The sequence below is a fragment of the bacterium genome, from assembly GCA_014360495.1.
In the GTDB taxonomy this organism is placed as follows: Bacteria; Armatimonadota; JACIXR01; order JACIXR01; family JACIXR01; genus JACIXR01.
Map to the genome: position 1 here is coordinate 217573 of JACIXR010000003.1, position 24793 is coordinate 242365.

At 46.4% G+C, this 24793-nt stretch carries 16 protein-coding genes; 3 read left to right on the top strand and 13 right to left on the bottom strand.

Annotated elements, in window-relative coordinates; genetic code table 11:
- Nucleotides 1–10: 10 nt before the first annotated feature.
- The 5 genes from H5T88_03760 to H5T88_03780 form a co-directional block, all read right to left on the bottom strand.
- The gene (locus H5T88_03760; GenBank protein MBC7329455.1) at nucleotides 11–733 is read right to left on the bottom strand and encodes a DUF1638 domain-containing protein; all 723 of its coding nucleotides are present in this window, start codon (nucleotides 731–733) and stop codon (nucleotides 11–13) included.
- Between the two features lie 222 nt (nucleotides 734–955).
- Nucleotides 956–3613 (bottom strand): discoidin domain-containing protein, encoded by a 2658-nt coding sequence (locus tag H5T88_03765; GenBank protein MBC7329456.1) that lies wholly within the window; start codon nucleotides 3611–3613, stop codon nucleotides 956–958.
- 75 nt (nucleotides 3614–3688) lie between these two features.
- Complete coding sequence (locus H5T88_03770) at nucleotides 3689–3955, bottom strand: hypothetical protein (GenBank protein MBC7329457.1); 267 nt, start codon at nucleotides 3953–3955, stop codon at nucleotides 3689–3691.
- The gene (locus H5T88_03775; GenBank protein MBC7329458.1) at nucleotides 3940–4089 is read right to left on the bottom strand and encodes a hypothetical protein; all 150 of its coding nucleotides are present in this window, start codon (nucleotides 4087–4089) and stop codon (nucleotides 3940–3942) included. Before H5T88_03775 ends, H5T88_03770 begins: the two co-directional genes overlap by 16 nt.
- A 137-nt stretch (nucleotides 4090–4226) precedes the next feature.
- Nucleotides 4227–4544, bottom strand: a complete 318-nt coding sequence (locus H5T88_03780; protein MBC7329459.1) for a winged helix-turn-helix transcriptional regulator — start codon at nucleotides 4542–4544, stop codon at nucleotides 4227–4229.
- A gap of 128 nt (nucleotides 4545–4672) precedes the next feature.
- On the opposite strand from H5T88_03780, the gene H5T88_03785 reads away from it, so the two are divergent.
- A complete protein-coding gene (locus tag H5T88_03785) occupies nucleotides 4673–8023 on the top strand; it encodes a DUF5110 domain-containing protein (GenBank protein ID MBC7329460.1) in 3351 nt (1116 codons plus the stop codon).
- A gap of 2 nt (nucleotides 8024–8025) precedes the next feature.
- On the opposite strand, the gene H5T88_03790 is transcribed toward H5T88_03785, so the two are convergent.
- From H5T88_03790 to H5T88_03800, 3 genes are all read right to left on the bottom strand, one after another.
- A complete protein-coding gene (locus H5T88_03790; GenBank protein ID MBC7329461.1) occupies nucleotides 8026–9918 on the bottom strand; it encodes a hypothetical protein in 1893 nt (630 codons plus the stop codon).
- Nucleotides 9890–10462 carry a hypothetical protein gene (locus H5T88_03795; protein ID MBC7329462.1) on the bottom strand — a complete coding sequence of 191 codons (573 nt, stop codon included), beginning with the start codon at nucleotides 10460–10462 and terminating at the stop codon, nucleotides 9890–9892. Before H5T88_03795 ends, H5T88_03790 begins: the two co-directional genes overlap by 29 nt.
- A 177-nt stretch (nucleotides 10463–10639) precedes the next feature.
- The gene (locus H5T88_03800; GenBank protein ID MBC7329463.1) at nucleotides 10640–14539 is read right to left on the bottom strand and encodes a hypothetical protein; all 3900 of its coding nucleotides are present in this window, start codon (nucleotides 14537–14539) and stop codon (nucleotides 10640–10642) included.
- A gap of 137 nt (nucleotides 14540–14676) precedes the next feature.
- Between H5T88_03800 and H5T88_03805 the strand changes: the two genes are divergently transcribed.
- A complete protein-coding gene (locus H5T88_03805) occupies nucleotides 14677–16170 on the top strand; it encodes a hypothetical protein (GenBank protein MBC7329464.1) in 1494 nt (497 codons plus the stop codon).
- Nucleotides 16171–16174: 4 nt separating this feature from the next.
- Complete coding sequence (locus H5T88_03810; GenBank protein MBC7329465.1) at nucleotides 16175–19552, top strand: hypothetical protein; 3378 nt, start codon at nucleotides 16175–16177, stop codon at nucleotides 19550–19552.
- On the opposite strand, the gene recO is transcribed toward H5T88_03810, so the two are convergent.
- From recO to H5T88_03835, 5 genes are read right to left on the bottom strand one after another with little or no spacing between them, the layout of a single operon-like run.
- On the bottom strand, nucleotides 19549–20295 hold the full coding sequence (gene recO, locus H5T88_03815) for a DNA repair protein RecO (protein ID MBC7329466.1): 747 nt from the start codon (nucleotides 20293–20295) through the stop codon (nucleotides 19549–19551). The two genes, H5T88_03810 and recO, sit on opposite strands and share 4 nt — an antisense overlap.
- A 4-nt stretch (nucleotides 20296–20299) precedes the next feature.
- On the bottom strand, nucleotides 20300–21007 hold the full coding sequence (deoC, locus tag H5T88_03820) for a deoxyribose-phosphate aldolase (GenBank protein ID MBC7329467.1): 708 nt from the start codon (nucleotides 21005–21007) through the stop codon (nucleotides 20300–20302).
- Nucleotides 21008–21047: 40 nt separating this feature from the next.
- Nucleotides 21048–21512: a PTS glucose transporter subunit IIA gene (locus tag H5T88_03825; GenBank protein ID MBC7329468.1), complete on the bottom strand. Its 465-nt coding sequence runs from the start codon at nucleotides 21510–21512 to the stop codon at nucleotides 21048–21050.
- Between the two features lie 3 nt (nucleotides 21513–21515).
- Entirely contained in the window at nucleotides 21516–22556 is a 1041-nt protein-coding gene (locus tag H5T88_03830) for a hypothetical protein (GenBank protein MBC7329469.1), read from the bottom strand.
- 5 nt (nucleotides 22557–22561) lie between these two features.
- The gene (locus H5T88_03835) at nucleotides 22562–24745 is read right to left on the bottom strand and encodes an FAD-dependent oxidoreductase (protein ID MBC7329470.1); all 2184 of its coding nucleotides are present in this window, start codon (nucleotides 24743–24745) and stop codon (nucleotides 22562–22564) included.
- Nucleotides 24746–24793: the final 48 nt, after the last annotated feature.

Here is a 24793-nt window from a genome sequence, read left to right on the forward strand (position 1 = left end):
CTTTCCCCTGTTACTTCGCGATAATAACCTTTTCGTTGTAGGAGGGATGTATCTGCCTTCCCGGAGGAACGATGAGAAAATCCTCCTCATCAAGATTTAGATTGCAAAATCTTTCCAAAAGGGAGAAACTACCCTTTAATTCTTCATAGCTCCAGCCGTTTTCCTCCGCTAAGGAGGCGACATATTTTTTAAATTCTTCCTCATCCCCAATCTCCATTGAGATGAAGACAGCTCTATTGTATTTCTTCTGCCATCCTCCCATAACTTCCATAAGATATCTTGCGTTATCCTCTCCATATTTCATCGCCAAATCCTGAAACTGGAGCTCTTGCAGGAAGGCGTCTTGGATGCTGTCCTTTCTTTCCTTGTTTCCTCTCCTCTCCAACCATCCACGGGAATAGTAATATGTGCCGGGATGGGAGAGAAACTGTTCAAGATATCGCTCTTTTGAGCCGAGATAAAGGGAGATGCAGTCGTGGACACGAGGGATGACGAGGGGGATGGAGGAGGAAAGCCCAGCTGTTGCGTTTCCGCATAGACCATATCCCAAAAGGATGTACTCGTAGCCGTCGTTTGACCTATTTATCCTCTCCTGAAGCTCATGACGGAGGAGCTCAGGATAATCGTGTAAATCCTTGGTCACGAGCTCTATATCAATAATATGGGATGAAAGAGCGGAGAGATGATAGAATTCTCTCGCCAAAACCTCACAAGCTATCAGCTTTAATCTCATAATAAAAAGTATAGGGATGAAATCATGAATGGCAAAGGGAATTTCGGTTTTGTTTATATAAAGAAATTAAAAGGTGTCCTTTTCAGATAGCGGTCATTAAAAAGAGCAAAGTAATTGATTATAAATCTTTGTAAATGTTTTGAGCGAGTTTAGTCAAAAGAGAGCGGTCCCAATGTGGCTATAATAATTTACAACAAAGCTATAATTTTAATAGGAATTTGATTAGGGAGTTCCGAAAACCATTAGCTCCAAAACGGAGGCTTTCATATTTGTGTATTTTTTGAAATTCTCGTTCACCATAAACATCCAGCGTCCATCCAGGTGCCAGCCATCGTTCAATTTCGTTATCAAAAGACGAAGGAATCTCGCTTTTGTCTTTGGAAAGGAGAAGAAATATGCCCATTCCTCTCCATCTTTCACTTGACTAATCGTTTTCCAGCTCTTTCCATCCAAGGAAATCTGAAGCAGGAAATCCCTTGGAACCGCTGTGATAGCCGGCAATGGCGTCAAAACGATTGCATAATGTAAGGTGTGCAACCTGGGGAATTGGACCGTTAACCAAACGGGACTGGATTCAGACGCTCCCTCCGTTCCCGCTTGCCAGAATGTCCCAATCCATTCCTCTTGACCTGGTGGAGTTGGATAAAGAGTGGACCATTTCCCATCAATGGCGTTTTCCGGGGGATGATGTTCATCGCTTGAGGAAGCAAAGGCTTTGCATCCCTCCTCGCTCGTCAAATTCCTCCCCAGATGGGGCTCAATCACGCTCAACATTTCCCCTCTTCTCAAATGAAGATAACAAGGATAGCCATCAACATCTATTGAGAATATGTCTCCCTCTTTCTTGAGCTCCATTCTATTGCCCATAAAATCATTCGCATACAAGATTTTGCCCCTTATCTTCAATCTGACTTTGAAGTCAAGCGTCCAAATAGCTATAACATCTTCATCTTTCCCCTCAAATCTCAAAAGATAAACGCCAAAAAGGGGTTCTTTAAAAGAAGCTAATTTGCGGGAACCTATCTCCTCATTCATTATCCTCACTGCCACCCCTCCCGGTTCAAGCGTTCCATTATATCCTTCGCTTGAACCCATCTCAACGAGATACATCGGCTCAAATCCGTGATGCACTACATAATAGTAAAAATGGCGCTCCAAAGGGATTCCCACAGCAAGGGCATTGAGAAACTGGCGAACGACATATCTTGCGAATCTTTGTTTGCTCACATTATCCCACCAATAACCTTGTTCAGTTTGCCAGATGGGTTTATCGGGCGCAATGCGTTTCATTTGATTTAAGTGATAAGGATTGCCAAACATCTCCCAGGGCTCGCCAGGACCGTGGTAGGTATGGGTGGATATTCCGTCCACATAATCCAAGGCATTAACTTCCCTCATAGCTTCAAGGAAGCGGAGGGTGTGATGGACGGAAACACAAGCTGGGGCTATCACTTGGCAGGTAGGGTCAGCCCTCTTCGCCCCCTTTGAGAAGGGGATAAGAGCCTTTTGGATATAATCCTGAGGGGAATAAGAGAAATTGGGCTCGTTCTCAACTTCCCATATCTTGCATTTATCCTTATAGCGATTGACGATTTGAAAAGCTATTTGTTCATAATCCTCTTCACTGCACCAACTTGGGCGGGAATTGGCTTGGAAGAACCACTTCACACTCCACCTCTTCGCCTCCCTATTGGCATTTTCAAATATTCTATCCAAGTCATCCCAGCGAGCCTTCCCCTTTTCCGGGAAATAATCCGAGATATTGTGGCTTTCCCTAACGCATCTTAATCCCAGAAGGGAGGAATAATAGTAGTCAGACATATTATATTGCTCCGATGGCGAGACCCTCTTTGGAAAGATGGGCAAATCCCTTACGACGGCGAATCTCGCCCTGAATTGAGATGGAAGGAAGTCAATCTTTGTTTTAGAGACTGGCATTAGGGAGAAGAGGACACTGAACCATCCTCTCTGATAGATATTAAAAGATATCTTCACGGATTTATTCTCCAAAGCAAAGGAGCTATCAAATTCCTTTTTGCCTTCCCCTATTTTCTTATCCCAAAAATCCCTTACTTCCCAAGCAATTCGCCACTTCTGGGCTTTCCTCAATCTATCCAGAACATCATCTGGGAATTTTATAGTAAAGCTTATCGGTTCTCCCTGGTAAAAGAGATTATGCCCTGCATCACCGTAGGGGATGAAAGAGGGAGAAGCTTCTAAAGGCTTGGAGGGTTTTGCCTCAATTTGAAAGTAAATGCTCATCGGCTGATTGCTTTCCAAGAGATTTCTCTGATAGGTGTAACCGAAGAAGCTTCCGATTTCATCAAGATTGAAGGGTGCCCCCCAACCACTATGCCAGAAGAGGATTTGCGCCCCGTTTCGCAAGTAAAGGCGTGCCCTTTGGACTCGGGAGAGGCGAGGTACGGGCAAGGGGCGAATCTCCCCCTCATCCAAATATTGGATAGCCTCCGCTCCTTTAACGGTGTTGTTTTGCAGGTTCTCCAGGGCGAGCACATCTTGATTGAAATTCAGGCGCCAGGTCTGAAATCCACCCAGACGATGGGTAAGTGTGATTTTTATCCGATTTTCAGTGAAGCTGTAGCTGATTTCCGCCCCTCCTTTTTCACTTTGAAGTTTGTAGGCAATCCCCTCTTCGCTTTTCTCAACACTTTCCACTTCCCAATTTACCACCGGGCAGAATTCAAGTTGATTGCGAATAACCTCGCAATCCCCGATTTTGAGAGAGGAGAGCAAGCCATTGTCATCTATTGTAGCTATATAAAGAGCCCCTTGTATTCTTTGTTCAGCAAAGGTGAGAGGTAGTAAAATTAAGGTCAACAACGAATAGATGATAAGTTTAAACCCTTCTCTCCGCCTCATTTTCTAAATTATAGTGTATAGAAGAGGATGGGAGAAGTTTTACTTAAGGAAAATTTCCCCATTCTTTTTACGACATCAACGGAAGTCGGGATAAATATTGGCGAAAAGATTTACGACGAAGTCGGGATTTGCGTTGCTTGGGTTATCCCACATATAAACTGGGGTTAAAGTTTGGGTGAGCTTCTGAGGATTGAGCTGTGATGGTGCCTCAATGGCGGACAGTGTTTTTATTCTGCCCGTGCGGGTATTGAAACTGTAGTTTGCGCCATGTTGGTCCGGATTAACCCCTGCTTGAAAATCAGCAACGGTCATATCCACATCCGCATCTACTCCGGGGTCCACCCCATAATCTCGCCAATATGTGAATTCGTTCCGGGATAGGAGCTATTTCTCTTCTCGTAGAGATTAAACATTTTGAGGAGTTCCTCAGTCCTTTTCGCCCTTTCCTTCCTCGGAGCACCGTAAAGCTGAGGCATAAAGATTAGGTTATCTATAGCTGTGAGCTCATCGTAGAGGTTGGATTCCTCGGGAGCAACACCTATTCTCCTCTTTGATGGTAAATGAAAGATGGTTCACGGCGAGGAAATCGGCTCACATTCTCATTCGTCATCCTTCATTCCTCGCATTCGCATTTCTCCCTATATCCACATTTCTCTTCCCTTGGCTCTAACCCGCTTAAAAGCTGGAAGATGACCTTCTTCATCTCCTCCAACCCACTGACATTTATGGAATAGTGAATGCGATTGCCCTTCCTTTCCCCTATCACCAAATTCAACCTCTCCAAGGCTCTTATGTGCTGGGTGATAGCAGGCTGGCTAACTCCCAACTTCTCCGCTATCTTCGTAACACATCTGCTCCCCTTGAGGAGCTCCTCAAGGATTCTCATCCTTAGAGGATTGCTCAAGACTTTAAAAGCTTCCGTGCATTTCATTGAACCTCACCTCAAATTATAAGATTATAATTATAAACTTATTAACTTCAATTTATTTTTTAAACTTTTCTACTTTTTAACTTTTCGTTATCATTTTCTAAAAGCTGACAAGAAAGGAGGTATTGGCTTTGAGAAGGTCAAGATTTCCTCTTCCTCATCTTATCCTCACATTCCTGCTCCTCCCCTTTATCATCGCTCCAACAAAAGCGGGAGTAGAGATAAAAAAAGTAGGACAAAAGGTTATAGCTAATGATGTTCGCTTCACCGTCATCTCTCCCTCCCTTATAAGGTTGGAATATTCTCCACAAGGGAAATTCATTGATGAGCCGAGCATCCTTGTCCAAAACAGGGATTGGGGGAAGGCGGATTACGAAGTAAGGAAGGAAAACGGTTGGCTATTACTTAAGACTAAGATGTTGACCTTGAGATACAAATTGGGAAGCGGAGCATTCAATAGGGATAACCTAAACATATCCTGGCGAATTGGGAATCAACAGATGATTTGGCGTCCCGGGGATAAGGATGAGCAGAATCTGGGAGGCACGGTTGCTGCCCTTGATGGAGTTTCCCGAGCCAATCTCCCTCCTTTCCCACCTGGAATCCTCAGTCGCTCGGGCTATTTCTTCCTTGACGACACTCCCCATCCCTTGTGGGATGTCAAAGAGGAGTGGTGGAAACCTCGCCCTCCAACTTCCCAGCAGGATTGGTATTTCTTCTGCTATGGGCATAACTATCCCCTCGCTCTGACGGAATACACTCGCCTCACGGGACGCATCCCTATGCTTCCTCGCTATGCCTTCGGCGCCTGGTATTCCCGCTATTGGCCCTATAGCGACATTGAGGAGAGGGATATTATAAATACATTTCGCCAGAAGAGGATACCCCTTGATGTCTTAGTGATTGATGTCGACTGGCATTTGTACGGTTGGGAAAGCTACGATTGGAATCCCCAATATTTTCCCCGTCCCGAGGAGTTCATAGACTGGTGTCATAAGCAGGGGATAAAGGTCACTCTCAACACCCATCCAGGCACACCCATTCCCGCTCAGGATAGCCATTTCAAGGATTTCTGCGAAGCGCTCGGCGTAAATCCCGAGGGAAGGCAATCGGTAGGATACAATTTGGCGAACAAAAGGGATGCGGAGGCTTTCGGCAAGGTGCTCTTGTGTTCTGTTTTGAAGCAGGGAGTTGATTTCCTCTGGATAGATGGGGCGGGAGCGAGTGCACCCGGAATAGACCACTTTGCTTGGACGAACAAGGTCTATTATGAAACGGAGCAGAACTTCAAGAAAATGCGTGCGCTCATCTTCGGCAGACAGGGATTGGTTGGCTCGGGAACTCACCGTTATCCCGTCGGCTTCTCCGGCGATACATACTCACAATGGGAGGTTTTGAGATACGAGATTCCCTTCACCGTGAAGGGAGGAAACGTCGGCATTTACTGGTCGCATGATATCGGAGGTTTTATAGGAGATAAAATCCCCGATGAACTATATGTTCGTTGGGTGCAGTTCGGCGCCTTCAGCCCGATTCTTCGCCTCCACAGCAACCACGGAAGACGTCTTCCTTGGGATTACAGCCCCGAAGCGGAGGAGATTGCCAAGAAATATTTCCAGATTCGCTATAGCCTCTTCCCCTATATTTACACCGTCTCACGCACAGTCCACGATACCGGTGTTCCCCTCTGCCGAGGGCTCTACATCCATTACCCTGAGCTAAACGAGGCTTACGAGTATGAATACGAGTATATGTTCGGTCCGAATCTGCTCGTAGCGCCAATTGACCGACCAGCAAATGATGGCTACGCCCTAAAGGAGGTTTATTTGCCACCTGGAACCTGGTATGACTTCTTCAAAAATAAAGTCTATAAAGGACCACGCAAGCTTATTTATCGGGCTAAGCTGGATGAGATGCCTGTTTTCGCAAAGGCTGGGGCAATAATTCCTATGCAGCCAGAGATGCAATACATAGGGGAGAAGCCGATTGACCCCCTGATATTGAACATCTATGCGGGAGCGAATGGGGAATTTGAACTTTATGAGGATGATGGCTTGAGCTTGGATTATCTAAAGGGAAAGTTCGCAACGACGAAGATCGAATATAGAGAAAAAGGGAAAAATATTATAGTTAAAATTGGGGCTACAAAGGGAGAATACTCAGGGCAAATCAATATGCGTTCCTACCTTGTGCAAGTAAACGGGGTAGCAAATCCTTTGGAGGTTAAGATAGAAGGGAAAAATGTGCAAAAGGTAAGAGATGTGAAAGAGTTGGATAAGGGTGGCTGGTTCTACGATAGCGAATTGATGAGGCTTTACATTCAAACTCCTCGCTACTCCATAAGGAAGGGATTGGAGATAAGCGTCAAAATGGGTGGAGAAGTTAGCAAGGTTGCCGAGCTTAACAGAGAGTTAAGCGACCTTGGGGAAAGGGTCTCTTACTTAAAGGATTATTCCTCTTTTCTGTCCACTCTCGCTTTGGGATATTTAAGGAAATTGGAGAATACCTATGAGACAGGAAATAAGCTGTTATCGGTGGGCGATTTCGCCGGTGTTGAGGAAGCTTTGAAAAAGGGAAAGGAGCTTTCCGAGAGTTTAGCTGGTGCCCTCTGGAGGATGCAGGAAAGCGAGGAAAGAGACAGAATATTGATGCAGATGCTTGGGATTTCCTTCCAAACATTCAACCAAGGATTAAAAATGGGTTTCAGATTGGCAATTCCCGATTCTCTTAATCTAAAATCTGCCCGAATATTGATTGAAGATGGCGAGGAAGGATGGCAGATATTGGGGAAAAGGGAATACGCGTTTGAAGGGAAGGGCTCTCCTTTAAGTGGAGAATTTGAGGCGAAATGGACGGGAAAGTATTTTCCTCTTGGAGGCACCATTGGCTCAGTCATAGCTGAATTGAGGTTCTCATCCGAAAGAGCATTGAAGATAAGGGAAAAATGGCTTATAGATTGCTCCTATGTTCAGGCTTTTCGCCTCTTTGGGGTTTACGACAATACAAATAATCAAGGGATGGAAAGAGCTTATCCACCCGAGGAATGGATTGGGAAGGGAATCCCCAACCAGATAGAGGGAGCCGAGGAAAAACGAAGCAATTGGCAGGTTCCCAAATTTGATTTAGCGACAAATTCAGCCCCTGTTTATATTGACCTCTTAAGCCATTTCGGAAGGGTAAACAATAGCGTAGCTTATGCCTTCACATATGTGTATTCGCCGAAGGAGATTGACGTCCAAATCCTTGTGGGAAGCGATGATGGCTGTGTCCTTTGGGTGAATGGGCAAAAAGTCCATGCCCATCTTTCTCCTCGCATTGCGAGACCCGATGAGGACAAGGTTCCCGTTCATCTGAAGAAGGGATGGAACGAGCTGGTTTTGAAGGTTGGACAGGTAGGCGGAGATTGGGGCTTCTATATGAGAATCCTTGGAAAAGATGGAAAAACCCTTCAGGGGCTCTTAAACTGGTATGAGCCTATGTGAAATCACATCATTCCTATGCCGAGCGTGGAGTAAAGTATAAGAGAGATTGTTCTCCCCAAGTAGTGCCCAACTATCAGACCTATAAAGAAAGGGGCAGCCTTATTGAAGGCCCTGAGCCCTCCCCAGCGAAGGAGAGCCAGTTTGACGAGCCAGGCGAAGAAGGCGCCGAGGTAAACGGCGTAGAGCGTGAAGGAAGAAGCGATTGCCAAGCCGATGGGATGGATGGGCCACCAGACGAATCGCAGATGGAGAAAGGTGAAGAGGAGCATCATCGCCGCTCCACCCAAAGCCCAGAGGAAATAATCCGTCTTGAAGCCGAAGGGATTTCTGATTTGGCTAAGCACTTGTCCATATGTGCTAGGTCCCCAGCTCTTGAATATCCAAGTGTTCCAAGTAAGGGTGCCCTGCTTATATCCTGTGTAGATGATGAAGAGGGGAGCGACTATCAAGCCTACGGCAGCTGTTAGAAGGAGGGCTATGGAGAAATGCCAGCCCTTTGCCTTTCCCCTATCCCAAAGCCTTGCTCCCTCGCTTGCGAAAACAGAGAAGACATCTTGGGTATCACCGTGCCAGGAATAGGATAAGCCGAGGGAAACCATCCCCTTATGACCGATGAATTTGCTGCCGAATCCGAAAATGCAGATATTTTGGGCAATTACTGGTGGGACGATATAGAAGATTCCAGATTGGCAGACGATGCGTGCGAGCCCGATATAGATGAGGAGAACGAATATCAAGAAGAAAAAGGCTATGAGAAGGGGCATTCCCGAGCGATGTACCCACAGGAGGAGATAGAAGAAGGATAAAAGGAGAAGAGGAAGGATTAAGCGTGGAGGTATAAGCTCATCTTCTCTAATATCCTTTCTAAATGTGCTTAGAAGAAGATTGAGGATGTGGCGTCTGGCGAGGAGGATGGAGGAAATGGTGAAGACGAGGAAAGCGCCGAGCGATTGCCAGGCTATTGCAGCATTTCCCCAAACGAACATACCACCCGAGCCTAATGCTATGGCGAAACGATGGAAAAGCGCTTCCTCTATTAAAGTGAGGACATAGAAGAACCAAATCCCGAAAAGCACATCAGTAGGGACAAAGAAGCCCACCCCGAAGGCAAGAAAATTGAAGCAAAGAAGTGGTTGGCTGCGGACAGGCGTCCAACCCCAATCAAGGCAACCTATGTGGTCCACGGGCAGGGAGGGAAGGGCGGGTATGAAAAGGTGGAGAGCTTGCTCAGCCATTATCAGAAAAGGAATGCTCGCTCCTATGAAGAAGAGAGGTTTGCGGAAAAATCCCTCTCTTCCCCTTTCAACGAGGAATAAGGGAACTTGCATCAATGGATAGGAAAGTTTCTCGTTTTCCATCCAATATTTCCGGAGGAGGATGATGACTATGTAGGAACAAAGGAAGAGAACGAAGAAAAAGGGAAGCCAGTGGGAGAGAGGCGTGAGCCAGGCTTTGAAGGGAATCTTCTCTCCGTCTGGCAACCCTTCAAAAAACCATTTAGCGGCTAATTTGTCATTGAGGAACAAATTCGGCTTAATATAAGGGATGAGGTCCTTATGCCACTTATTCTCGGGAGAGGCGAAATAGAGAGGGGATGCGACAGCGGAGAGGAACATATAAATGAGGAAAATGGGAGTGGAATTTGCGACAAGCCCCATCGCGAAGATAACGAGGAGCTCGCCAGAGGTTAAAGTCAATTTAGGCTTAATGCGAGATAAGATAAAGTTTAAAAAGAGGAGAAAGAGGAAGGGAATGACGGCACCCTCGGGCAGATAGCTCCAGGAGAAATTGCTGAAAGCCCTGCTCTCCGTTAAAGGAGAGAGGGTATTGACGAAGATACTGAAGCAGATGCCAATAAAAACAGCCCTAAAGGTTACAGCTTTTCTCCGCTCCATTTTTTAGAATTAATTTCATGCGGTTGCCCACAACACTTATATCCCTTATTTTCTTTCTTCTTACTTGTTCTGAGAAGGCACTTTCCATAATAGCGTAGCAGTAAGCACTGTCTTCACTGCCCCGTTCTTTAGCTGTCAAATCAACGACAACTCGCCAATTAGAAAGCGGAGATAGGCAAGAATTATTGATTTTATCTTTTAGCTGCTGTCGCGAGGGCAAAACTATGTGTGGACGAAATCGCGGTCCGGAAATCTTTGACTTAAATCCACTTGCTGGCTCGTAAAAATTCAGCAACCCCATTGGTTTATTATCTTCAGCTGAAGATAAGTCCGAGACAAATAGCTCCAACCCTGTGAATTCGTTCAAGTCAACTCGCAAGGGTTGCACAATGAAGCAAAAGCCAGTCTCACCATTATCCTCTATGTTCAATCCCTTCGTTGTAACTATGAGTACTGTCTCATAGGACGACAATTGCTCAGCATCTTGCAGATTAGCTTCCCAGCGGTGTGCTCTCACAGCAAAGCCCGGCAAGCTACCGTGCAAGATTTCTTTAAACTCTCCATGCACTCTTAGCGGGAGTAGATATTGCCTCTATATAGGTAAATTCGTTGTCCATTTCGCTTCACTAACCCTTTTAGCACGACAACCATTAGTTTCTCTTTTTGGGGCAAGTACCTATCTAAAAACCAAGAACATTTTCTTCATCTCGTTATCCCTTTCTTATGTTTTGTTAGCGTTATGAGCTTGAGGGGGCTGGGCTTCCTTCTTTTCGGGTTTTACCTCCTCTATTTTCTCTATCTTCCCCTCTTTGCTTATCGTTATCATCAGCTCAGAGGTCGTCTCGTTCCTTGCGAAATCCTTCGCCTTTATCTTAATTCTCACCTGAGAGGGATTGCCCTCGGGAATCGTCGCTGAAATCGTGAAGGGCTCAGAAGTGGTGGAGAAAATCCCTTTTGTAGGAGTAGCGGAGTAGAAGATATTGTCTCCAACGCTGTAAACTACCTCCGTTATAGAGCTGAGGCTATCCTCCACAATCCCCTCAAGATAAATTTTCCCTCCTTCTATCTTAGTGCTATCCTTGAATATAGTGATGCGAGGCGGCGTGTTATCAATTGTAACTCCCACCGTTTTCTCCGTTGAAAGAGCTATTGGTGGTGGATTGCTTCCCGCATCGGACACAACGAGTTTGAGCAGATATCTTCCATCCTTTTTATCCTTCGTGTTCAACTGATGCTGTTTTTTCTCCGCAACTTTCCCGATTTTCTGCCAATCCTTACCGTTTTCCGAGATATAAATCGTCGTTATCAAGCTATCGTTGTTTGGGTCGCTCGCAGACCATTTAATATCCACAGTGCCAGAAAGGATGTCTCCCCAATTTGGAGAGGAAATCGTGAGGGAAGGGGGAAGATTCTGAGGAAGGAGATAGACCGTGACCCTGCGAAGGGAGGGAGATTGAGAAGGGTCGGTTGTTGAGAGTTTAGCTCTATATTGTAGATAGCGAGCGGGAGGGCTGAGGATTTCACCCTGAGGACCGAGCGGCGTCCAGAGGCTCCATCCTTCATCGGGTAGAGGGGAATTCCCGCTCCTCGTTTCTATCTCCAATTTACAGGCATTGGGAACATTCGCATCCACCACCACTCTCCCCCATTGGCAGGTAATAGCGCCGTCAAATACGGAGGAAATGAAGGTGCCCTCTTCGGAATAGGTAGAAGTTGAAAGAAAGATTGTGGGGGGATTGCTTCCCAATGCGATTATTCCCTTATTTGTTTTTAGGAAACCAGTTATATCGGAGCTATCTGCTTGGAAGGCGAAGCCCCATCTATCCTGCTGTGAGGGGTCAATCAAATAAATCCTTCCCCTACTTCCCGTTCCAGCAAGGATATAATTAGAACCCCCAGTTAGGCTATATATGGCTCGCTCCTTTGTATCAACTATCTCGGAAATTCCCTTGCTATTAATCCTTAAAACTCTCCCTCCCGGAGCGCAACCTATATAAACATCGCCATTTATATAGGCGATAGCGCTAACGGTTTGGCTATTAGAGGAATAAAAGGAGCTACCATTTTCCTTATAGAAGATTACAAGCCCTTGGGGCGATGTGCCTAAAATCAAGGCATCCTCTTTCTCCCCGATTTTCACTATATGTTGGTCGGGAGCGATATATAGGATATCGGCTCTTCCATCTGGAGAAAGGGAATAAAGAAAGCCCTTTTCACCTCCCGTTGCTATTAAAAGCCTGTCACCTTTGGGGAGAAAATCCCATATATAATCAACTGGTAAGTTAGCGAAGGGGGAAAGGCTACGGTTAGATATGTCAACCGTGTAGATATTTCCGCCAGGGAAGGAAATAGCGAGTGTTTTGCCTTGCCAATTTAGCAATTTAAGCCCTATCTCCTTCGCCTTGATGACCTGCTCCACTTTACCATCCTGGGAAATCTTGTAGATGGCGCCGGTGCCAAGCGTGGAAGCGAGGTAATAATCTCCCTCGTCCAACACTGATAGAAGAAGGGAACCTGGGAGGGTAGCGATTTTCTTCCATTTAGGTGCGAGGATTATCTCGCCACCACGAGTTAAGACCGTGTTGTCTGTGTCACCCTGGGAGAAATCCTCATATTTTGATTGTATCCATATCCTCTTTGAAGGCTTTGAGGGTGGAGTGGGCGGACTCGGAGGCATCTGGGGTGCTTCGGAAGGCGGCTGAGCAGGAGCTTGAGGAGGTTGTGCTTGTTGCTGTGGCGTGGCTGTCTTCAATAGAGAGGAAAGGAAGGTAGAAGCTTTAGCGAAGAAGAAGGCCCCTTCTTCCTCCGATGGTACCTCACCTGCTGGCTGTGCCTCGGGCTGGGGAGCCTCTGGGGAAGGGGCAAATGCGGGAACCTTCCCCGTCTTAGAGATTATTATGCTTATTCTCTTAACGCCCAATACAAACCACTCTGTATCAAAGGTAGAAAGGGAAACATAAGGGACACGGCGGAGAGCGGTTTCCTTGCTCGTAGTTATCATCTCCTCAATTCCGGAGGGCAAGGGGGAGAGAAGCTTGTCCTCTAACTGAATGCGGGAACGAGGCATAACGAGCGAAACAACGATTTGATTGCTCTGTGGTATATCCTCTATGAATTCCAATAGGTCAGAGAGGTTCGTGGGAGATTTAAATCCCATCACCTGAGGAGAAATATAGTTTCCACCGCCCACATAGATGCTTGCCCTTCCCTCGGGAGCTTGGTAGGGAATGGTCAGGGATATTGGCATAGTTATTTGTTCATCGCTTCCATACTTCTTCAAATAAACGGTAAGGGAGAGGGTTTCTCCCGGTTTGACAATGTTTTTATCAACTGCCAGCTTTTCAATCCTCGCTACCTTCCTCCCTTTCTCTACGGTTATTTGCACATTCACCCTCTCCGGATAGACTGCTTGATAAATGTTATCGCTAAGAAGGGAAAGGATGTCCTCTACAAAGAAGCTTGGTTCAATCCCCGCCCCTATAGGGGAATAAAATACATCCTTTTTGCTTAGGTGCTTACCACCTTCCAATTGTAAATCAAACGAGACCTTCGTCATAACATCAACTGGGTCAGGACAGGAGAGAAATACCGCGTTTGAAATCGCCGTTCCAATGAGTGAATTGGTGAGGGATGGGTGCTTAGCAACTTCCACATTGAATTTCTGATTTTTATCGCCGTTCACAACGGTAATGGAAACAGGAACCATCTTTGGAGCCATACCAAGTTTCCCGCTTATGGCGAAATATCCATCATGAGTGAGGGAGCCGACAGTCTCAGCTGGTGAGCCAAGCTTGGTGGAGAAATTCACACTTGGTATGACATCGTGGATGTAGGCTGTTACCGCTGGCAGCTGGGCATCACCCATATCCATCATAGAGTGTCCAAACGCGAGCCATTCTCCGTTCTCGTCTATATAGGTGAGGGTTCCAATGCCCGTAATCTGCATATCTCCGCTCATTAATTGACAACCAAAAGCAGCACCGGGGACTAGTGGGACTTTGACATTCATCTTCCCACCACCGGGAGATTGCATAAAAATGAACCCCCTTTCCCGGAAGAAAGAGGATGCTTTCTCCAGAACTTTGGGATGAAAGCCAGAGGCAATCAAGGGGACGGCAATCGGCACCATCGTTATGGAATCCTCATCACCCAAGTTCTTCAACCCCATACCCCTCAATATGGAGCTCTTGATGGTTACTGGAGCACCGCCGATTGGCACAATCTTGTTTGCCGAGGCGATCATGTTCTCTATGGGAGTTATTCCCGCAAGGGGTTCAAGGGAATATCGCCAGGTTAGAGCAACGGCTCCAATAAGCTTGCCATTTATGTAGACAGGGCTTCCGCTCATCCCCGCTATCACTTTGGCATTCCTTTGAGTTATCGGACCACCAGAGAGGCGAGCGAGGATGATGTCCCCAGTTATGTTATCCTTCGGCAAAACACCGAGGATTTCCACATCGAATTTCTCTATCTTCGTCCCCTTGAACACGGTCAAGCCATATCCCTTCATCCCCGGCTTTATATCCTTCACCCGCATCATGGTCTGGGGATTGAAGGTAATGGCAAAGCAGGTCAGGGATAAAAAAATCAAAGCGAAAATTCTGAAAGTCGTCCTTCTCAAATTCGCTTCCTCCTTTTCGTCAATCTTTTTAAATAATTTTAAAGGAAATCATCCTCTTTTGCAAAGGAGATTATGATCGCTTTTTGTATAACGAAATTAACATAACATAAAATGAATCGCAGGATTATAATAAAAATATGTCTACTGAAAGATTAACCTTAGCTCGATTTTGTGCTTTTACGACAATCCTCTTGATTCTCCCCCATCTTAGCGAGGCGAAGACCGCACTCCAATTCCTCCAGGAAGCTCCCAAGCCGAAATTTCGCCAGGGACATACCCTGCCCCCTCTCACGAGATGGGGTTGGGAAATGCCTTTTGAGGTGAGAGTTGAGCTCGCGGAGAACTGGGGCTATGCTCTTGAGTTCGGTTCTGCAAGTCCTGAGGCAGTTCGCCAATTGGATGACCCCAACAGCATCCAATCTCGCATCCTCACTCTATCCGCTTCCAATCCCAAAAGGTATCCTCTCTTCATCATCCTCCATCGTCCATTTTACGACAAGGATTTCATTGAAAGCCTCCCCAAAGAGACCTGGTGCGTGGGCGAAAACGGGGAGAAAATCTGGAGTCCTGAAGCTCCAGATGAGGTATTTGAGAGGGCAGGCAAGCTTGCGGTTGAACCTTTGAAAAAGATTTTGGAGAAGAAGGCCTATATAGCGGTAATCTTAAATGGCGGGGAATATGCACTTACCGTTTACGGTTTCGGAGGGAAAATCTGGGAATCGGATGGGCGTGTGCTCAAAGCGAAGGATGGGAAAAGTTGGTTTGATTATATCTCCCAAAGAAAGGCGCATCAGGAGTCAATCTTCGCCGATATTATTCGCGAGGGCGTTCCCAAAGCTCTTTACATCTATTACAGCAACGGAGTTCTAAATAGAAACAGCTATCCCGAATGGTGGCACTGGTGTTTTGACTACAAATACATGCGCAAGGTTTCCGACCTGCCCAGTAGTTCCCTCTATTATAGAGATTTCAACAGCGGTTGGAGCGGGGATAACGACCTCCTCACCCAATTCCTCAACGCAGTTGCTCAGCAGATAAGTCTCGGCGACGCCCTCTCCTATAATTGGGTAAACGGAGGATGGGAGAGGGCGCATTTAGGTGAATCCGCTTTCAGCGACATAGAGCATTATATGGGTTTCTTGAAGTGCTGTTATACGGCGGGGATGATTGGCGCTGTTGCTGGCTATTTCGCCTATCCCAAGGGAGGCTTTGGAGGAGATTTGGGAGACGAGCCACCGCATTGGTTGAAACAGGTGATGGCTTTATCCTATGTCCATGCTCTTTTCTCCTATCTTGAGGATTTCCTCCGCTCTGGCGATTTGCTGCCCGGACCAAATAAACATCGCTGGTCAAAGGATTTGCCCGCCTACGAATTTCCCACCAACGTTCCCGATTCCCGAGTTTTGGTGAGGAAGCATCGCCAGCGGGACGAGTGGCTTATAACCGCTTGGTCAACTGATGACAAGGATAAGGAAGTTAGCGTGGAGATACCAAAGCTGGGACGAGTCAACCTCTTGGCGAGAAAATGCGGAAGCGTTTATAGGGCGAAGTTGGTGAAGGACAAACCATTGCTTAGATTAATAGACCTAGATGGTATGTATCCCTCGGTTTACCCTACAAAGGAAAGGTGAGAGTATGAGAAGGTTCTTATTTTTGCTCGCTAGTTCTTTGAGCTTTTGTCTTGCCCAACAGAAGCCGGCTGTCCTCTTCCTCCAGACGGGATTGGAGGATAGGGTCGTGGCGAGAAAACTTATGGAGGCAGGCTTTGAGTTTGACTTCCGCTGGGATTTTCCCGATGAAAGCTATATCAGGCAGTTCAATGTGGTGGTTTTACAAAGAGGAGGAGCATATTTGGGAGATAAGGAGAGGGAAATCCTCCTTCGCTTTGTCAAGGAAGGAGGAGGTCTCTTCATCAGCCTGTGGAAGGGGGAGCATTTGGAGGATTGGGAGGGGCAATTCCGCCTTCTTGACCAGATAAATGCTCGCCTTCGCCCCGAGACCGTGCACGATAGGGAAAGGGAGAAAGATGGCGGAACACCTTGGGGAATAATCTTCGCCTCTACGAGCAATATCTCCCCTTCTCCAGTCAGCGATGGCGTTCATCTCATTTGGTATCCCGTCAGCGAGGGAGCAGGAGGTGCCTCCTCGACTCTTACTTTTGATGTAGGAAATGAATGGCAAATTGTGGTAAGAGGAGAGACTTCCGCGAAAAGCATTTTATGGGAGAGCAATGCGAGAGGGCTTCCCGAGGAAAGAATACCAGAGGAAGGGCTATCCGCTCCACCAATCTTCGCTATCCGCTTTTTCGGAGAGGGAAGGATAGCCCTATGTTCAATAAATTCATCTTATCATTTTTGGGGTGGATATGCAACAGCTTTAAGGGGAATAGTTATGGAGACCGGGTTAAATAATCAACCAAGCAATTTCCTTCGCCTCCTTCTCAATACCCTCAATTGGCTCGCTGAGCCAACTTTGAAGAGCGGAAAATTCGGTGGAGCGAAGACTCCTGCTCAACTGCTTCAAGAGCCCAAGCTTCCTCCAATCCCTCCCTGGGATTGGAGCAATACCCGGTTCCCTCCGCCTCCGAAAGTCTATAAGGGAATAGTAGGAGTGCAAACGGAGCTATCGGGAGGAAAGGGAAAGGTAGAGGATTATGCTAAGGTTGCCCGCTCTTTGGGGCTTGATTTCATCGTGTTTTTGGAGGATTTCGCGAATCTCCCAAGGGAGGGCTGGGAGAAGCTCGTTAAGGAGTGCGAAGCTGTATCAGGCAAGGATTTCTTAGCCGTGCCGGGATTTCGCTTCGAGGACGGCTATGGAAATCATTATTTCTCCTGCGGTTATCGCACTCGCTATCCCGATGACTACCTCCTTGACGATAAGAGACGTTTCGCAACAACCCATCCAGATATAAAGCAACCGGGTCAAGCAGGACTCGTCATACTGGATTGGATGCACAACCTTAACCGAATGAATCTCACGATTGGCTCTTGGCTGCACTCTCAAAATCCCTGTCCCTATTACGAATTCAGGGCTTATGATTCAGTGGCTATATTCAGTTCGGATTTTAGAGGAGAAAAGGCTAAGCTCCTGGATGAACTCGTTGAGGGCTACAAGCATCTTCAGAACAGGGGAGAATCGCTCTGGCCTTTCGCCATCAGCCTGATAAATGAGCCAAAACAATTGGGAAAAGCGTTGAGGGAAGGGTATGTGAATTTCTTTGAGGCTTCAGATTTAAACGATTTGAGGGAGCAATTCTCCACCTGGCATCCTTCTATGCCTCCTTATTGCCATCTTCGTTATGTCTCAAACGGTCCGCTCATATTGGAATGGAGATTCATAGGTCCGAGGGACTATGAAAATTATGATTGGTTTGATTGGACGCATTGGCGTTGGAGATTGAGGCTCGTCGCGGAATCGGATGTCGGCTTACAGGAGATTATGGTTTACGATGGAGAGGAGTTGATAAGACATTTCTATCCCAAAGGACAAAAACGCTTCCTTTGGGAGGAGGATTTCAATCACGGGCAACAACACAATCTTTTCGTAATCGTTAAAGATGTAAAGGGAAGGCAAGCCATATCAATGGAGCTCTTCGACCGTCCCCAACCACTTCTCGAGGAGTTTATGTGCGGTGATAGGATGAACCAACTCTCTTACAGCATGCAGAAGAGGGAGGATGGAACGGGAGCGCAGAGTGGATTCGTCTGGGGAATGACACCCAACAAGGGACCTTGGAATGGAGCGGGTCAAATCGCTCCCTCTTCAACTTATAAACCTGATAATCGCCTTGGCGGGATGATTCCCGGTTTTGATGGAGCGCCCGGTGGCGACCCAACCCTTTGGATAAATCCCTCCATAAAATGCGACAAAGGAATGGAAGATTTAAGTCAGGGAAGGATTTGGACTGATAGGCTCCTGCACAGCGCCGATTTAATGATGGGCTATGGTATAAGCGACGGTCTTTATCCACCAGGTGTTCCCGCCCTTAATGTCTGGAACACATTGGCGCCCGCAACCCCTTCAAAACTCATTTCCGCGCAAATCACTCGCACTTACTTCAACATAAGACCCGGTCTTCTCTCCCCCATCCTTGTAGATTTGGAAATAAATTTCAAAGAAAAGCTGAAAGTTGAGAGGCTTGTTTTAGGACAATTTCAAAAAGCCGGCGCGAAAAGATGGTTCATTCGCACCTCAGAGGGGCAGTTGCTATCAAGCGAGCAAAATCCCGACGAATTAAAGGATTGGCGGAAGATAACTTTGGATATGCAGGGATACATTGCGTTTTGCGGTTCTCCGCTGGGCTCTGTTGCGGTCTTCAATTTAGGTTCTGAGCCACTGAATGTTTACGCCCAAAAGGACAGCGGAAGCTGGGAAATCCGCTTTCCCGTTGAGGGGAAGGTCTTCAATAAGGGAGATAAGTTGAGAGCAAGGCTTTTAGTCGTGGGAACTCCTTTCACAGTGGAGCCAGATGAGAGGTGGATTGAGAAAGTGAGAAAGGATATGGGATTGACGGGAATACCGGGATATCGTCTGGAGATAGAGGGAGGAGAGATAAGATGGCAGGGATATATTTTGGAAGTTGATGGAAAAGGTCAAGGATTCTCTGGGAGAATAGGGAAAGCGGATTTGCCCTTAGCTCTTCCCATAGTCGTCAGGGGATTAAATGAACGTTGGAGCGTTTTCCTCTTGGAAAGGGAAAGGAAAGCAAGACCAGTGGGTCAGCTAAGAGATAGCGCCTATGTAACGATAGACCTGCGAGAAGGCGATAAGGACATCTTCGTTGGGCATCCCATCGTTTGCGACGATAAGGAAGTGTTCATAAATGTAGTTCAAACGGAAGACAACAAGTTCACAATATATATTCACAATCCTACTTCAAAGAAAAAGAATGTGAAATTGAAGAGTTCTCTCTATTGGAGCTGGGGGAATTTGCCAGAGAGACAGATTTCCCTCAATCCCGGGGAGGTAAAGAGGATAGAGTGGAATGTGGAAGAAGAACTGAATCCCTTTTAACTTTCGCTTATCTCCCTTAAAAAGCTCTCCGTTTTGCCTTTTTTGCCCGCTCTTAGGTCTATATAAGGGAGGATAATGGAACGCAGTTCTTCCTTGATGTCCGAAGGGAGCTCTTCTCCCTTTAGGAGATGAACGGGTGTTTTTAGAAGATTCTTTAAATATTCCAATGGTTTTTGCCTTATAAACAGACAATCTGGCGCGGAAATTGTGCATTTAGAGCAAATCACTCCTCCATTTGAAGGAGAGAAGAAGATGTTGCCCTCAACTTTTCTACCACAGATGATGCAATTCTCCAGCTCTGGCTTATAGCCGAGATGCGAAAGAAGCTTCAACTCCCAAGAGCGAGCAATTAGCTCCGGGTCCTTGGCTCTTTCCATAACATAAAGATGAGCAAGCAAATTATCAAATACATCTTTATCCGCTTCCCCTTCCTCCGTCATCCTATCAATCAGTTCAACGATTGAGGAAGCGAAGGCGAATCTCTCCATATCCTCTATGATGGAGAGAAAGCTATGTTTGAGCCTGCCTTGAGTGATTATATAGAATGTTTTGCCTTTAACTAAGAGAAAATGGGAATAGGCAAATAGCTGGGTGAGTGGGGCGAGGCTGTTTTTCGGTTTTCTCGCTCCCTTGGCTAACGCAGAGAGTTTTCCCCTTGCCTCCGTGTAAATAATTACCAAGCGGTCTGCTTCTCCCTGGTTAAGGCTTCTCAGGACAATCGCATTGGTGGAAAGAAATCGCATTTATCTAAGTGCCGACCATTTTCCTATATTCTTCCATTATCTGCACCGCCGAGCTCGTGCCTATCCTATCCGCTCCTGCTCCCAAGAAGGCAATCACATCGTTCAAGCTCTTTATTCCTCCCGCAGCTTTAATCCTCAAAGTTCCTCCCACAACGCTTCTTATTATCCTCACATCATCAAGGGAGCTGCCCCGAGGTCCAAAGCCGGTGGAGGTCTTTATGAAATCGGCTCCGCTTTCCAAGAGAAGAATAGCCGCTTGTTTTATTTCCTCTTTTGATAAGTACCCACATTCCACGATTATCTTCGTTATGATATCCCCTCTCCTAATCGTCCGTGAGTGCATTTTGCTTGTTTCCACAACCGCAATTATCTCCTCAATAAAATCCCTCTCCTTGCCCGATTTGAACAGACCGATATTGGAAACTATATCAAGCTCATCCGCTCCCAAGGCTATAGCGTTTTTAGCTTCTGCTATCTTCACGCTCTTCGTGCTCGTGCCAAGGGGAAAGCCCACCACTGTGCAGAGTTTAACATCCGACCCTCGGAGTTTTTCCTTCGCAATGGGAAGCCAACAAGGATTGACGCAGAGCGCAGCGAAATGCCATTTCTTTGCCTCTTCACAAGCCTTAATCACCATCTCCTCGCCCGCATCGGGGCGAAGGATTGCGTAATCTATCATCTTCCCGAGTTCCTCAATAGGTGGATAAGCCATAATCAAATTGAATTTTAAACTTTTCAATAAAAAGGTCAAATTAATTGGTTATTGTCACTTTGATAATGGGCGTCTCAGCTGCCTGAACCAACTGTCCAAAGTGATTAAGAGGCAATATCTCACAATTTTGCGTTATCACCACAATTGGAGAAACGAGCGGCAACCCAGCACGTTCAATTTTTTCCATATCAAATTCTATTATCTTCTCCCCCTTCTTTACCTTATCCCCTTCTTTAACAAAGCATTTAAATCCATCCCCCTTCAGCTTGACGGTGTCTATCCCTATATGGACGAGAATCTCCAATCCATCTTCATCTTTTATTGTTAAAGCGTGCCCACCCTTTACCACTGCGGAAACAACCCCATCAATTGGGGCGTAGGCGATGTTGAATGAAGGCTCTATTGCAGTGCCATCTCCGACGATTTTCTGGGCGAAGACGGTGTCGGGAACTTCCTCTAATGGCAGGACCTTTCCAGTGAGGGGAGAATATATTATCTTTTCCATCCCTCATTCTCCACGGGGATTTATCCAGAAGTCCCCCCTCAAAAGCTCCTCGGGAGTTTCGTCAGCGACTATTGAGAGGGGAAAGGGAATGGCTTGATCGGGAGGACCGGGAAAACAAAAGGCTGTGGAGAGGGAAGGGAGCTGGGGATGAAGAAGGACAGTGAAGGCGCTCACAGTATGATGACCACAGATGGGGTAGCTGCCGCTTCTATCCTTTGCCGCTTCCCAGATATCCTCCAATCCAAGCTTCCCCTTCCCTCCCAAAAGCTCCTGCGCTCTTCTTAGGCGCTGCTGAGAAGAGGCATCCTCTTTTTTATCGTTTAACAGCAAAAAAGAATTGCTTCTTATTAGCAATCCTTCCCTCGTCTCCGTCCATTTGAGTTCATTAGGAGTGTATTCAATTATCATTCCACCTTCTGCATCCAATAATAAAAGAATGAAGCCACGATTTTCTCCCTCAGTAGAGAGAAAACCTTTATTTAAATGGTCCCCAACTATCTTTAGCGCCTCTTCTCTATTCCTCGCCCTTTCCGCTATCAGGCGGAGGATATGGCGGTCTAACAAACCATCGGAGGGAGGAATATCGCAATATCCACCAGTGTTGCACGCGCCAGCCAGACCAGCCTCATTGAGGAAATAGGCAACTCCCAAATCCAAAGGAGAAGCGCCAGCGATGTATTTAAAAAAGCCCTCTATCTTCTTTATATAAAAGCTCTGTCTCTGAATTGCGAAGTCCCTGTTTTTATGCAAAATGGGAAATCCATCCTTGCTTGATAGGGCTATGAAGGAAGTGCAATCTTCTTTAAAAGAGGGTAAATTGTAGGCGAGGAGAACGGAGAAATCAATGCCCGAAGCCTTAGCAATAGCCTCGCCTTCCCCCAACCAGTGGGGAGCTACCTCTTCTACAATTTTTCTGAACCTTTCTGCTCTTCCCTCCCATTCCTCGGGAAGATGAAAGGAAGAAAGAATCTCCTCTATGCTTTGCTTAGATACTTCCCCAAATAAATATCCTACTTCTTCAGCTTTTCCCTTTAGAGCAATCATATCCACTATTTTACCAAATACAACCTCGCCTCGTAAACATAAATCTCGCTTCCTCCGTTTGAGGAAAGAAACTCTACTTTCAATTTCCTCGCTTTCACATTTGGAAACCTCAGCCTAAGGAAATATTTTTTATTTTTACTCACCTCAAAGATTTCTCTCCATTGTTCCTCTAATAGAGCGTAGACTTTGAAATCCTTCGGGATATGAGGTGGGATGTAAAATGGAGGCAGCTGGCTGTATTCCTTTTCAATTGATGCGTCAAAGATAAACTGGAGCATGTTGAACTCCATTTCTTCCCCTAAATCCATCTCCAAGTATTGGGGAAATCCTTTCCTCCCATCCGATATCCAGACATTCGTCCATTTCTCCGGTCGAGAGACCCCCGAAACGATGTTGTCAGGAGTGAAGGGACAAAGCGTGGGAACGAGTTTGAAAAAGAGATTCTTCCCCATCCTGAAACGCCATAGATCGCCAGTTTTATAAATCTCAGTCAAACCGGGAAGCTGCTCGTTAGTCTCCTTTATATAAACCCCCTCTTTTGGCTCGAGATAGAACCAATAAATTCCCCTCTCAAATTCTCTTTTAAGTTCTATCTCCACTTCCTGCTCTCCCTCTTTCAAATGTATCTCCTTTTGTATTATGCTTTCGCTTGCCGTGAAATCCCAGAGGTCAGAGGAACTTTTAAGATGGAAAGAAATGATTGCGGGCTTTTCCGCGCGGATATGCAAAATCAACTTCTCCACATAGTCTTGAAGGGGCAATTTCTGTCCGATTGGATTTGTCAACTCCACTTCGCTATTCGGATTTTTGAAGAGGAGAGGGAGGGAAGAGGAAGCGGTTATTTTCGCTGTTCTCAGAAGGTCATCTTCATCATCGTTTTTCACTCCCGGGATGAAGCAACCATCTTTGAGAAGCTCTTGCTGTAATTCTTTTATGTGATTAGGGAATATATCCCTTGGGAAGATGGCATATTTCTTGCAAATTGCGGCAGCGGTTCCTACCGCCTGCCCCAAAAGGGCACAGGTTCCCATAAGCCTCGTGCTCCCTAAGGCTACATGGGTTACGCTGATATTTCTACCAGCGAGCAAAAGATTTTTTATGTTTTTGGAATAGAGGCATCTGAAGGGAATTTGGTAAATATAGACGAATCTTTTTTCCCATTCCTCAATTCTCCCGCTCGTGCAGGGCTCAGGATAATCCTCCCTTGCAAGGATTCCTCCAGGCGTGTGAAGGTCTATGAACCATCCGCCATAAGCAACCGCGTCGGGAAATTGTCTTCTCTCCTTTAAGTCCTGCTCCTTCAAAATATAATCACCCATGAAACGCCTTGATTCCCTCTTTCCCGGCACCATTCCAACCCATTCAAGGGAGAAGTTTTCAAAACCGTGATTACCCTCGTTTTTCAAGTGGTCCCAGATTCCCAAAAGATGGGCGAGGAGATTGTGCTTTATCTCCTCGTTGTCGTAGATTGTGTCGTAGGGATAGCCGATTTCAATCCACCAATAGCCCGGCATATAATTGTGGGGACGAAGTTTCAAGGCGATATCCCCCTCGGGGTATTTGATAGCCCAAGAGGGCGGTTCAAAAGGAACCGGCTTCCCGCAATCCCTTACGAGAAACATCAAGGAGTTCCCCATAATCCCGTTATCAGGTTCATCTGGAGCAAGCTCCTCACCGAACTCCTTTTTTCCTTCTCTCCCCATCCTGAATTCCGCTCCCACGGAGAAGGCGAGGGTGCCATCGCCCGAGGCATCAAGGAAATAATCGCCCTTTATTATCAACTCCTTCTCTGAGCCGAGCTGAACGCAATAAACCGCCTCGATTAAATCCTTGCTTTTCATTATTCCTTTTCTGCAGGAGGTATTGAGGAACATATCAACCCCATCTTCCCTTAAGGCATCGTAGAGGACGAGGTCCAAGATGGAGTTGGCGAGCGAACTGTTGTGAAATTGGAAATTCCTCCTTCGCTCCTCCAAGAAGAGTTCCGCGATGATGCCCGTTTCCCTTGCCCAAGCGTTGAAAGAAGCGGCGCCTCCTATAGGAACCCTTATCTCAGAGCTGGCATTTCCCCCAAAGACCGGTCTATCCTGAATTATGCAAACCGAGAGCCCATGTCTCCTGCCTGCGAGAGCTCCGCAAACTCCCGCGAGCCCTCCTCCTACGACAACGAGGTCATATTTTTCTTTCATATCAAAATACCTCCTCAATTAATTTGCTTCAAGAATTGATTTCTCGTT

What these genes read in the sequence shown, in the direction of transcription:
- H5T88_03765 (MBC7329456.1), bottom strand. Translation starts at nt 3,613, where the DNA reads ATGAGGCGGAGAGAAGGGTTTAAACTTATCATCTATTCGTTGTTGACC.
- H5T88_03830 (MBC7329469.1), bottom strand. Translation starts at nt 22,556, where the DNA reads ATGATTGCTCTAAAGGGAAAAGCTGAAGAAGTAGGATATTTATTTGGG.
- recO (MBC7329466.1), bottom strand. Translation starts at nt 20,295, where the DNA reads ATGCGATTTCTTTCCACCAATGCGATTGTCCTGAGAAGCCTTAACCAG.
- H5T88_03780 (MBC7329459.1), bottom strand. Translation starts at nt 4,544, where the DNA reads ATGAAATGCACGGAAGCTTTTAAAGTCTTGAGCAATCCTCTAAGGATG.
- H5T88_03825 (MBC7329468.1), bottom strand. Translation starts at nt 21,512, where the DNA reads ATGGAAAAGATAATATATTCTCCCCTCACTGGAAAGGTCCTGCCATTA.
- H5T88_03805 (MBC7329464.1), top strand. Translation starts at nt 14,677, where the DNA reads ATGTCTACTGAAAGATTAACCTTAGCTCGATTTTGTGCTTTTACGACA.
- H5T88_03760 (MBC7329455.1), bottom strand. Translation starts at nt 733, where the DNA reads ATGAGATTAAAGCTGATAGCTTGTGAGGTTTTGGCGAGAGAATTCTAT.
- deoC (MBC7329467.1), bottom strand. Translation starts at nt 21,007, where the DNA reads ATGGCTTATCCACCTATTGAGGAACTCGGGAAGATGATAGATTACGCA.
- H5T88_03775 (MBC7329458.1), bottom strand. Translation starts at nt 4,089, where the DNA reads ATGCCTCAGCTTTACGGTGCTCCGAGGAAGGAAAGGGCGAAAAGGACT.
- H5T88_03835 (MBC7329470.1), bottom strand. Translation starts at nt 24,745, where the DNA reads ATGAAAGAAAAATATGACCTCGTTGTCGTAGGAGGAGGGCTCGCGGGA.
- H5T88_03790 (MBC7329461.1), bottom strand. Translation starts at nt 9,918, where the DNA reads ATGGAGCGGAGAAAAGCTGTAACCTTTAGGGCTGTTTTTATTGGCATC.
- H5T88_03810 (MBC7329465.1), top strand. Translation starts at nt 16,175, where the DNA reads ATGAGAAGGTTCTTATTTTTGCTCGCTAGTTCTTTGAGCTTTTGTCTT.